Genomic DNA, 12,039 nt, shown 5'->3' on the forward strand with positions numbered 1-12,039 from the left:
CATTTCTTAAATCAAAATTATCTATTAAATAAAATTTATATATTTTTTAGTTTTTCAATTTTTTTACACTCTGGTTTTTCCATACATACTGTTCCATTTTATTTTTAGCAATTTTCTGCTTTGCAATTAAAATTTTATCCAAAATACTTTGATACATTTCATTTTCATTTCCAAAAATAGTTTTATGCAATTTTTCACATTTTTCCAGTAATATAACTGATTTTTTATAACTTTTGTTTTCAAAATAAACATTTGCCAAATTATGTAAAATATTAAAATACAAATTACTATTTTCTCCTACTTCTTTTTCTAGAACTTCAAGAGCTACATTCATACAATTTTCTGCTAACTTTTTTTCTCCAATTTTCAGATAGGAATTTACCATATTGCTTCGAATAATCGCACTTTGTACTTGACTATTTTCCGCATCTTCCAATATTTCCAAACTTTTTTTTTGCCATTTTACCGAATCCTTATATCTATCCGTTTCTTCAAAAAAAAGTCCAAGATTATTACATATTCCTGCAAATACATATTCATTCCTAAAATTATTCTTTTTATACGTCTTTATCGCCTTAAAATATTTTTCCTCAACCTCTTCATACTTTTTCATAGTTCTGTAAACTTCAGCCAGATTCGCATTACAAGTCACAAAAGCCATAGTATTTTCTCCATAATTTTTTAACACAATTTTTTCAACTTTAGATAAATGTCTTATTGCCTCCTCAAATTTCCCAACATATTTTAAAACATTCCCCAATTCAGTCAACACTTTTACGCTCTCGTCACTTTCCTCACCATACAGCCGTCTAAACAACACCTTCAATTCCCGTAAAACAATAATTTCCTTTTCAATTTCTCCATTATTCACATATTCTTCCCTCTTTACAATCAATTCTTGTATTCTATTCTCTTTTACTTCCTTCTCTTTCTCAGTCATCTATAAATTTCCTCTTTTAAAAAATTTTATTTTTAATCTATTATTGTTTATAATACCACAAATTCACCAATAAATCTAATTTTTTTCAAGAAAATTAATTAAAAATAAAGTTATAAACAAAAAAGACTAAACTCAGAATTTACTATTCCAAGCAAGTCTTTTCCAATTTCATTTTAACATCTCTATTAAACTAAAATTTTTATTTTTTCAAACGTTGCTTTGCCATCCACTCAAACAAATGTTCCCCTTTATTATTCGCAGGCATATTTCTAAGACTATAAATCCAGCTCCAGTGTCCATTGTACTCAGTTCCACCAATTTTTACATTTGGATAAGAGGAAAGTATTGCTCCATATTTTGAAAGAATATCATAAACTCTTTTACTTGTATTTTCGTAGGAAATAGTCGGATCATTTTGTGCGTGAACCATCCAAAGCGGTTTATTTCTTATTTTCATCAAATCCTGTGTAGTAGTTGCAACTCCGCCAGAAGTAGCCGCTTTATCAAGAGCAGCTGCACTTGTACTAAATGCCGCAAAATAATTTGGATATTCAATCATCATTCTAAACGACATATATCCACCAGCAGAAGCTCCAAAAACATAAATTCTATTTTTATCTACATTATTTTCAGAAACAAACTCATCAATCATAGCCTTTACTGATTTTATATACCCTTTGGTATAATTATTGTACCAAGTGTCATCAGCCTGCGGTACCACAACATATGCTCCACCAAATATCTTTTGTGTTTTATCTTCTGCAAAAGCCACTGCCCCACGATTTGCCAATTTTTGTGAAACATTATTCCGATAATCCTTGTATCCGCCTTCACCATTCCCATGAAACCAGATTATAAGCGGATGTTTCTTCCCATCATCTTTATTAACAGGTTTAAAATATTGATAATTCACTCCACTTTTAGACTTCGCCGCTACAAACTTATCAGCTTCCTCATCAACAATTTTCCCTTGTCTATAAAATCCTGCTTTATAACCCTTTATCTCCTTTTTTTGCTCCACATTATACTCCAAGTCCATCAATACATTTCGAGAAACATCCCCAGTAACATAACTCAAAGTATTTGCTCCAGCCACATCTTTTCCATATTTCAAATTAATAACAATATTCCCCTTATCATTTACAAAAATATTCTCAATTTCCCTCTCAACTTCAAATGTCCCAAGAGATTTAGTCTTATCGTCTAGCACAATTCCAGCGTCTTTTGGCAAAGTTCCTTTAGCAAAAACCTTGAATGTATCTTTAGCAATTTGTTTATTTTGAATATTTTTCCCTTTTCCTTTAGTATTAATTTCAATGGAAACGATATTTTGCCCATAATCAAAAATTTTTGCATTTAATGAATATTGATCACTAAACGAATGATACATTTCCTGATCCCTAAATGTAATTTCAGCTGAAATTCCCAACACACTCACCAAAAGCAAACCTACAAATACCAATACCTTCGTTCTCATAGCCATCACTTCCTCTACAATATTTTTTATTTCAAATTTAATTGATAAAATTATTAAATAAAGTAAAAATTTAAAAGTAAACTATTTTATCTTTAATTTCCTATACCTATTCACCACCGCACAAAATTCCTGCTTTCTCGGTAATGCCAAATTTCCTGGATGCCCTGTGTACGAAGAAATTGAATCAAGCCCGTCCTTTTCAATCTTTTCATAAATTCTGTCAGCCGCTTGCGAAAGTGTCAGTTTTTCATCCAGCACTTTATTTTTAAAATAGTCAATCATCACAGCAATGCAGTTTGTCTGGCTGTCATCCACAAGCTGCTCCAGCCCAGAAATGTCGATTAATTCCTTTCCATATAGAATGCTGTATTTCCCTTTGGCTTTTGTTTTATCCAGTTTTCCTGACTGCGAAAAACTTTTTTTAAGTGGAATACGCTGTGTAATTCCTTGAAATTTATCATTTGAAGAAAATTCTCTCTTGTTTTCATCCAATTTTGCAATTTCCTTCGCCTTTTCCGTTACATCTTTTGGCACATATTCATCCATCATTATAACGTGATTTGCCACATCAAAATAATCTCCAGAGCCACCGACAATCAATATCGTAGAAACTCCAAAATTATCATAAAGTTCCTTTACCCTGTCAATAAAGGGTGTTATCGGTTCTTTTTCCTTTGCCACAAGTTTTTGCATTCTTCCGTCACGAATCATAAAATTAGTAGCCGAAGTGTCCTCATCTATTAGAAGCAAAGAAGTCCCATATTCCAGTGCTTCTGCCACATTTGCCGCCTGCGATGTGCTTCCGCTCGCATTTTCAGTTGAAAAAGCCCTTGTATCCTTATTTTGTGGCAAGTTATTGATAAATCCGCTTATATTCACCTTTTCCACATTTCTTCCATCTTCCGCACGTATTTTTACCGCATCCGATTCAGAAATTATAAATTCACGTCCATCTTGAGCAATGTGATTGTAAACCCCTCTTTCAAGTGCTGCAAGCAACGTGGATTTTCCGTGATAACCTCCACCCACAATTAGCGTAATTCCTTTTGGAATTCCCATTCCGCTTATTTCTTTCCCACTTGGAAGCTTTAATGTAATCTGAAATTTTTCTGGACTTTTAAACTTAACTGCATTTTTCATAGGTCTATCCGAAACTCCACTTTCACGTGGAAGCACAGAATCATTAGCCACAAATGCAGCAAGCCCTTTTTCCTTCAAAATTTTTCTCGCATATTCCTGATCCAGCACTAGAATTACCTGCTCATTTAACGCTTTTTTATTCAAATTATCATAAATAATGGATTTTTCCACAATTTCAGGCAGCTGCTCAAAAATAATTTTCTGTGCAGTTTTTCCCATTATTCGTCTGCCTCTCGCAGGCATCCCCATTTCAAACCTCACTTCAACTTTATCTCCCTTTATCAGAACTGAAGTTCTTTCCAAAATTTCCTGTCCGCACCTGTCAATAAAAATTCTTCCACTTCCCCCAGTTCCTGTACTGTCATTCCCACTTTTCTGAATTTCCCTGTAAAAATTTCTCGTAAGAAAATCCGAAACTGCAATATTCTTATCCTTCGTATCCGTCAGCTCATAAGGAATTCTGCAAATTTTCCTATCCATTGTAACTCTCATTTTTGAAGGCGGAGCATAAGGATCCGACTGCACGTGATCAATTGCAAGAATATACTTTTCAAACCTATATTCCCCTTTAAGCGACTTATACGCTGAATAACTTTTTCCATCCATTGAAAATAATATTTTTTCTAATTCTTTATAATTTTTCATTTCTGTAAACACTCCTTCTGTTTATTAATATTTTTTTCTTTATTTCATAGCAACCTCTTTAAAACTTAACTCATAACTATATTTCTAACTCTTGTAATTTCTGTTTAAGACTTCCATTTATCCATTTTACTTTTCCAAGATCATTTAGAATATTTTTTTATTTTCATAATAAAAAATACAATAAAATTTTTAAGGATAATGCTTTATTAATTTAAGAATACAACTTATTTTTTTTAGTATTTCTTGTTTTATAATATGGTTCAACCTTGAATAATTAAGATAGTTTTTATTATAAAATCAATTCGTCGGAGCATTTTTAATTACCAGGATTTACTGCAAGATAAAGATTTACAGTAATGAGCAATCTTGGAAAACAAAAAAGAAAAAGCATATAAATTATAAGTGTTATAAAATTATCTCATATGATAAATATATAAAATATCATATTCTCCTTTTTTTATATTTTTTATTTTTTATTTTTCTTTTACAATTTTCCTATTAATATTTTTAACCATACAATATAAGCAATCAAAATCATTTCTTCTATTCTATTATCTTTTTTACAACTTTACATGGAACACCAGCCGCTACAACTCCATCTGGAATATCCTTCGTAACAACGCTTCCTGCTGCAATTACAACATCATTCCCAATTGTAACTCCTGGCATCACATGAACACCGGCTCCAAACCATACATTATTTCCAACAGTTATCGGTTTTGCATATTCCAGTCCTGCATTTCTACGCTCACTGTCCAAAGGATGTCCTGCGGTATAAAATCCGCAATTTGGTGCAACAAATACATTATCCCCGAATATTACCTTTGCTCCATCCAAAATTACAACATTATGATTACTGTAAAAATTTTCTCCAAGTTCAATATTATAACCATAATCACACCAAAATGGTGCTGTTATTGTAAAATTTTCTTTTGTTTTTCCAAATAATTTTTTTAAAATTTCAGCTTGTTTTTCAACTTCTGACGGCTTCACTGAATAATTATACTCAAAACACAAATCCTTTGCTTTAGCCCTTTCCTTCAAAAGCTCCTCGTCATAATTCGCATCATAAATCATTCCCAACAACATTTTTTCTTTTTCTGTCATTTTCTACTCTTCCTTTCAAGCCATCTTTATTTATTTCTATCTTCATTTTAGCATATTTTCCTTTTATTTCCCAAATTCTTTTTCACAATTATATGCAAAAACCCCCACAAGCACTTAACCTGTGAGGGTAAAATATTTAAGAAATTAATATTGCAATTTATGTTTTACATTATTCTTATTTTTAAGTTTAGTTGATTAAACACCGGTGAAATTCTTTAACACAAAAAACAAATATAAGATTTATTACCCTGCCTTCTTTAATTCTTAAATTTGTTTTTCAAGTCTAGTACAAATTTTGTCAAATCTTCTGTAAATGCTTCTGCGTTAGCCTTTACCTTTTCTGAAAAGTCAGTCAAATTTTCCTTTATTTCTTTTGACTTGCTTTCAAATTTGTCTTTTAATTCCTTGTATTCAATATCTGTTTTCAGTTTGGATTCGTATTCTCTTGCAAATTCCAGGTCCTTTTGAACAACTTTGGCATCTTTTCGCAGGATTGTTTCAGGATTGTATTTATTCAAAAAATTATCCAGTTCTGCATTTTCTGATTCCGAAGTTAGCAAAATCAACGCATAATGGTTATTTACAAGGTGTTTTGAAACATCTTCAAATATGCTTATTATTTTTTTGTCAGCCTTTTCACCTTGGCTTTCGCCTATCATAGCTCCTACTGCTCCGCCAAAAATAACTCCCAACGGACCTCCAATGATTCCAACAAGACCCCCGAGAAGCCCTCCATTTAAAAATCCTATATTTCCATTTGCATTTACTTCAAAACCATCCTTGAAACCCAGCTTATCGTCTTCCTTTCTTACAACTGCAGCCTGAGTAATTACATAATTTTCTCCTGAATATTTTGTCTTTATGTCAGCCAGAGCCTCAAATGCACTTAGCTGATTTTCAAATGTTGCTAATAAAACATTATTTTCCATAACATTTCTCCTTTACTTTTTAAAATTAAATTGACTAATTATAATCCTGAAAAAGTAGTTTTTATTTTGTTAACACTTATTTTTTACTTTTTAAAAACAAATTCAGACCCATTATTCCCGCAATAACAAAGCCTAGCAGCCCTAATCCAGAAATTCCAAAGATTTTAGGAGGAATGTTTGCCAAAGCTAGTATTGATGAGCCAACAAATAATGATGAAATAATAATTGCGAGTATTAACTGCTCAAAAGTCTTTTGAAATTTGTCAGAGCCGATTATTTCATGCTTATGTTTTAATTCATTTTTTTGAATTTTTTCTAAAATCATCTTTAAATCTGTTGGTAAAGTAAGCCAGTTGTCAGAAAAAGTCTCCAGCTTTTCTGTGCCTTTTTTAAAGATATTCACTGGATTCATCCGCTCTCTTGCTATTTTATCCATATATGGCCGCATAATTCCCGTTATGTTAAGGCTTGGGTCCAAATGCCGACCAATTCCTTCAATTTGACCAATTCCCTTTACTAGCAGGTAAATATCTTCAGAAAGCAGAATCTGGTTATCACTGAATATTTTCCTTGCTTTTTCAAAAATCGTAACAATATCTATGCTTTCCAATGAATTCCCATCCACCATTTCAATTAATCCATAAAGTTCACGTTCAAACTTTCTTTCATCCGCAACTTCAAATTTTATCGCCAGCTTGCGTATAGTTTCAATCATTTTTTTTACATCTTTTTTCAATGAATAAATAATCAAATTTATTAAAAGTTCTCGCTCATTCGGATAAAGCCTTCCCATTGCACCAAAATCAATAAATACAATTTGCCCATTTTCCTTTATAAAAATATTGCCAGGATGGGGGTCAGCATGAAAAAATCCGTGTTTTAAAAACTGCACCAAATACAAATCAAGTCCTGTTCTTGCAATTTCTTCAGGTTTTTTCCCTGTTTCTGCTATTTTTTCCTTATCAGTAATTTTAAAGCCTTCTATCATTTCCATTGTGAGAATATGGTCATTGGAAAGATGTTTATACACAATTGGAACATGAATTCTCTTATCTTCCTTAAAATTGTTTGCAAAACGCTCTATATTACGAAGCTCATTACTAAGTGAAAGCTCCTCATTCAACATTTTCTCAAAACTTTCCACAACATCCCCAATATTCATTCTTTTCATGTCCTCATAATATTTTTCCAAAGTTTTTGCAAGGCTTTTCATAATTTCCAAATCCACTTCAACTACAGGCTTTATATTTTCTCTCTGAATCTTTACAACAACTTTTTCCCCATTTTTTAATTTTCCTCTAAACACCTGCCCTATCGAAGCTGATGCCATTGGTTCTTCCTCTATTTCAGAAAAATAATCATCTACTTCAATTCCAAGTTCAAGATTCATCTTTTCTCTTACATCAACTTTTTCAACTTCCACATTATCTTGCAATTTCTGAAGCTGTACAATCAGTTCCTCAGGCAAAATATCTTTTCGGTTACTTAGCATCTGCCCAAATTTTACATATACAGGGCCCATTTCTTCAATCGCCATTCTTATTCTCTCGTAAAAAGTGCTGGCATTTATTTCATCAATCTTGTCACTGTATTTTCTTTTTATATTTCCTGGCAGATACTTTTCCAGCTCGCCTCTTTTGAACAATTCATCAAATCCATATTGAACAATCACTGAAGAAAGTTTCACAAGTCTTTTTGTCTTCTGTATAAAATCTACCATTTTGTTCATTTCTCCTTCTATTAAAAATATTTAGTAACATCAAAAAATACAATAACCAGCATCAATACAAGCAAAAATATCATTCCAATTACATGTATTTTTTCCTCTATTTTTTTATTAACTTTTATTCCAAAAAATTCAGGAATAACAAATATCAATCTTCCCCCATCAAGTGCTGGAATAGGTAATAAATTCATAATTCCAATATTTATTGAAATAAGAATAAATATTACAAGCAATGCAAAAAATCCGCCTTGTCCGTAAGCCTGACCAACAATCTTTGGCAGTCCAACAGGTCCTGTCATTTCCTTCATTGCCACTTTTCCAGTTACAAGCATTCTCACACCATCAAGTGTCAGTTTAAAATAGTCCCGAAATAATACAAAACTCATTTTTATTCTTTCATTAATATTCGTCTTTTGCGATAAAACCTGTATTCCAAGTAAATTTGCCTTCGCTTCTTTATTATACGTCAATTTCACATTTTCTGTAATTTCCTTATCATTTCTCAAAATTTTCAAGCTTACATCTTCATCTTTATAATTTTGACTAATTTTCAAAACTTTTTCCGACATTTCCACCCAGTTTGACACATTTTCTCCATTAACTGCCAAGATTCTATCGTTTACTCTCAATTTCTCCTTTGCTCTGGAATCTGCCTGAATTTCTCCAACAACTGGCGCTGTATATTTTATAGGCATCACTCCTGTTATTGAAAGCATCACAAATAAGGCAATCAAGGCAGAAATAAAGTTCATCATAACTCCTGCAATAAGTACAACAAAACGGCTAAACGGCGACTTCGCAAAAAATCCATTTTTCTGAATATTTTCCTGCTTTTTCAATTCCTTTTCCACATTCTCGTCCAGCCTTTTCGACACTTCATTGACAAATTCTTCGCTTTCAATTTCATCAGATTTTTCAGTTAACCCTTTTTCATTTCTCAGTTCCTCAATAATTTCATCAGTTTTTTCCTTTTTAAACCTTTCTAAATCAAAATTTTCAGGCTGCATCCCTTCTATATTAACAAATCCTCCAAGAGGAAGAATCCTAATCGAATAAACCGTTTCCCCTTTTCTCACTGAAAAAATCTTAGGCCCCATCCCAATTGCAAACTCTGAAACAGGCATTCCAAAATATTTAGCTGTCGCAAAATGCCCCAATTCGTGCAAAAATACTATTACCCCTAAAATTACTATTGTAAAAATTATTCCCATTTATCTATTCTCCCATTTTCTTATTTTTTATTCCTGAAATAAATTATTAAAAAATACTGCTTTAAATGAGAAAAACCCATAAAAAGCAGCTAAATTCCAAAATTAACTTATTTGTATTATAATAAGTTACTATCTCTTGATTCTTCTCCTAATGAAGCATCAATATCTTCATAGTCGATTCCAACTGGAATAGAAGTCAAAACTTTATCAGTAACTTTTGAAAGGTGCGCATTCATTGCATAAGCGGCTCCACTTACAAAATCTATTACTCTTTGTCCCACTTCATATTCTAAAAATTCCAAACTGAATGTTACAACTTTATTTTCTTTTATTGCATCAGCAATTAATCTCGAATCTTCAAAAACTTTTGGTCTGATAATCGAAACATAGCTCACTTTTGACGACGCCATTTTTGTAATTTCCTCCTTTTTTCCTACTCCAAAAAGACTTCCGATGCCTTTTTTCTCTTCTGGTTGTTTTTCTTGTTCAACTCGATTTACTGCTGGTTTTGGTTGAACTTTTGCTTGTTGAGTTTGTGACGGCTGTTCTACTACCGTTTCTTTTCTTTCATCATTTGACAATTCTTCAGATAACTCATCATCATCATCTTCAATATCATCGCCAAAAAATTCCATTATTTTTCTTTTAAGTCCCAAAGTATAACCTCCTATTCAAATAACTTACTTCCTATTCTAATTATAGTAGCCCCATTTTTCAAGGCTTCTACATAATCATTCGACATTCCCATAGAAATCTCAGTAACATAATCATGCCGCTTCTGGTATTCTTCTTTTAGTTTTCTCATATTTAAAAAATAATCATTTATTTCAGACTCACTTGCCTCAAATGGTGCCATGGTCATAAAACCTATTATTTTTACATTACTCATAGAAAAATATTTTTCGCTATCTTTTTTAAAATCTTCAATGTAAACTCCTGTTTTGGACTCTTCTTTTGAAACATTAACTTGAATCAATCCATTTATAATTCTGTCATTTTCAATAGCTTTTTTATTTATTTCATCTAAAAGTTCATAAGAATCAATCGAATGTATTAAATTCACACTATTAATTATATACTTTATTTTATTTTTTTGCAACCTTCCAATAAAATCCCATTTAATATTTTTATATTTCTCATCTGAAAATTCATTTAGCTTGTCCCGATAAAGCTGAGCCCTATTTTCGCCAAAGTAATCATACCCCATCTCAATCAGAGCCTTGTGTTCTTCTACATCAAAATACTTACTTACAAATAAAATTTTAACTTTTTCAGGATATGGAGAATATTTTTTTATATCTTCCAAAATTTTTTCATAGTTCTGTTGAATTTTTACACTATCGAGTTTCATTTTTGCTCCTTATTATTTTTTGACTTGCTTTGTAATTGATTAATTCCTATTTATTTTCTATAAGTACAAATATAATATTTTTTACAGTTACACTATTATAACCTTTTTTTCAAATAAATTCAACAAATACATCATTTGCCAGCAACATTCCTCTTTTTGTTAAACGAAGCCTTATTTCATAAGTCTTTTCTGTCGTTTTTTCATTAAATGATTCATTATTTTTGACTTTATTTTTTATTTCTTTTTCTTTTGTATCAATAAATTTTTCAATTTTTTGTTCTCTTTTTTCTGAAAAGTCCACTTTTTTCACAATAAATTTTTCCAATAATCCATTTTTTATAAGTTTTTCGACTCTCTCGTCCTCAAAATATTCAATTCCCTCCTGAATCAGCCTTAACCCAAGCATTCTGCTCAACTTTTCACTTTCAATTTCATCCACAATTTCCACTGTATTCTCATCAATCGGTAATTTTTCATTATCCAGAGATTTATAATATCTATTAAATGTACGAACATTGCTATGGCGATTTTCTCCATAATAAGCCGCTGCACTCATTCCAACACCAATAAACTTTTTATTTCTCCAATATTTCAAATTATGTCTTCCACTATTTTTTTGTCTTTCCTTAATCATCTCAAAGCTTTCTATATTTTGAAATATTTCATTTTTCAATATTTCTTCATTCTTCTTAATTTCTGAAAAATTTTGAAAATCTATTCTCTTTTCTAAATTATAATTTTTATTAATATTTCTATTTTTCTGAAAATTTTCATCAATTCGTGCAAAATTCGATATTTCATAATGGCAGTACCCATTTTCATAAAAAAATTCAATAATCATCTCATACATCTGAGCTTCTACATCCTGATCAATTTCCGACAGAATACCCTTTTGCAACTTACTCCAGAAAACAGTCCCTTCCTCCCATATAAGCGAATAAATTGACACATTTTCAGGCTTTAATTCTTTCAAAATATTCAAATCCTTCTGTAAATCCTCAATACTTTGATTAGGAATTCCAAACATCAAATCTACAGTAATATTGTTAAATCCAGCTTTTCTAGCCATTTTGTACACATTTACCGCATCATCTGAACTATGCTGCCTTCCAATAAATTTTAGAACATGATTCTGAAAGCTCTGTATCCCAATACTCAGCCTGTTTATCCCAATTTCCCGAATTTCCTTCAATTTTTCCAAAGTCATGTCAGTCGGATTCAATTCCAAAGTAATCTCCGCATTCCCAGTCCAGTCCAGTTCATCCATTATTTCCTTTATCATCCCAACCGGCAATACCGAGGGAGTTCCCCCACCAAAATAAATCGTATCATACTTAAACTTTGGGTACATCCTAATTTCCCTAATTAAATAATCTACATATTTTCTATATTCCTTCTCCATTCTCACAAACGTACAAAAATCACAATACTCACATTTCTTGTCACAAAACGGAATATGAATATATATTGCATCAACATCTTTTTCTTTTATTTCTATCATTTTTCACAAGTT

Annotated in this window: 10 protein-coding genes; all 10 read right to left on the reverse strand. The window is 31.4% G+C overall.

Translation table 11 applies throughout. The features are described 5' to 3' along the window. Positions 1-46: 46 nt before the first annotated feature. The 10 genes from ACZ5B9_RS12185 to hemW all read right to left on the reverse strand — a co-directional run bounded on the left by ACZ5B9_RS12185 (position 47) and on the right by hemW (position 12,027). Entirely contained in the window at positions 47-940 is an 894-nt protein-coding gene (locus ACZ5B9_RS12185) for a tetratricopeptide repeat protein (RefSeq protein WP_464422820.1), read from the reverse strand. A gap of 199 nt (positions 941-1,139) precedes the next feature. Next, positions 1,140-2,417 carry a prolyl oligopeptidase family serine peptidase gene (locus tag ACZ5B9_RS12190; protein ID WP_464422821.1) on the reverse strand — a complete coding sequence of 426 codons (1,278 nt, stop codon included), beginning with the start codon at positions 2,415-2,417 and terminating at the stop codon, positions 1,140-1,142. Between the two features lie 81 nt (positions 2,418-2,498). Continuing rightward, entirely contained in the window at positions 2,499-4,202 is a 1,704-nt protein-coding gene (locus ACZ5B9_RS12195) for an ABC-ATPase domain-containing protein (RefSeq protein WP_464422822.1), read from the reverse strand. Between the two features lie 543 nt (positions 4,203-4,745). Then, positions 4,746-5,309 (reverse strand): sugar O-acetyltransferase, encoded by a 564-nt coding sequence (locus tag ACZ5B9_RS12200; RefSeq protein ID WP_464422823.1) that lies wholly within the window; start codon positions 5,307-5,309, stop codon positions 4,746-4,748. 257 nt (positions 5,310-5,566) lie between these two features. Next, positions 5,567-6,238: a DUF1269 domain-containing protein gene (locus ACZ5B9_RS12205; RefSeq protein WP_464422824.1), complete on the reverse strand. Its 672-nt coding sequence runs from the start codon at positions 6,236-6,238 to the stop codon at positions 5,567-5,569. A 76-nt stretch (positions 6,239-6,314) separates the two neighbouring features. Beyond that, complete coding sequence (locus tag ACZ5B9_RS12210; protein WP_464422825.1) at positions 6,315-7,967, reverse strand: ABC1 kinase family protein; 1,653 nt, start codon at positions 7,965-7,967, stop codon at positions 6,315-6,317. 11 nt (positions 7,968-7,978) lie between these two features. Further along, complete coding sequence (locus ACZ5B9_RS12215) at positions 7,979-9,175, reverse strand: M50 family metallopeptidase (RefSeq protein WP_464422826.1); 1,197 nt, start codon at positions 9,173-9,175, stop codon at positions 7,979-7,981. Between the two features lie 116 nt (positions 9,176-9,291). Continuing rightward, positions 9,292-9,831, reverse strand: coding sequence for a cell division protein SepF (locus ACZ5B9_RS12220; RefSeq protein WP_464422827.1), 540 nt, complete (start codon positions 9,829-9,831; stop codon positions 9,292-9,294). 11 nt (positions 9,832-9,842) lie between these two features. Then, positions 9,843-10,526 (reverse strand): YggS family pyridoxal phosphate-dependent enzyme, encoded by a 684-nt coding sequence (locus tag ACZ5B9_RS12225; RefSeq protein WP_464422828.1) that lies wholly within the window; start codon positions 10,524-10,526, stop codon positions 9,843-9,845. Positions 10,527-10,635: 109 nt separating this feature from the next. Further along, complete coding sequence (gene hemW, locus ACZ5B9_RS12230; RefSeq protein ID WP_464422829.1) at positions 10,636-12,027, reverse strand: radical SAM family heme chaperone HemW; 1,392 nt, start codon at positions 12,025-12,027, stop codon at positions 10,636-10,638. Positions 12,028-12,039 lie beyond the last annotated feature (12 nt).

Source organism: Leptotrichia sp. SK-5 (genome assembly GCF_055387215.1).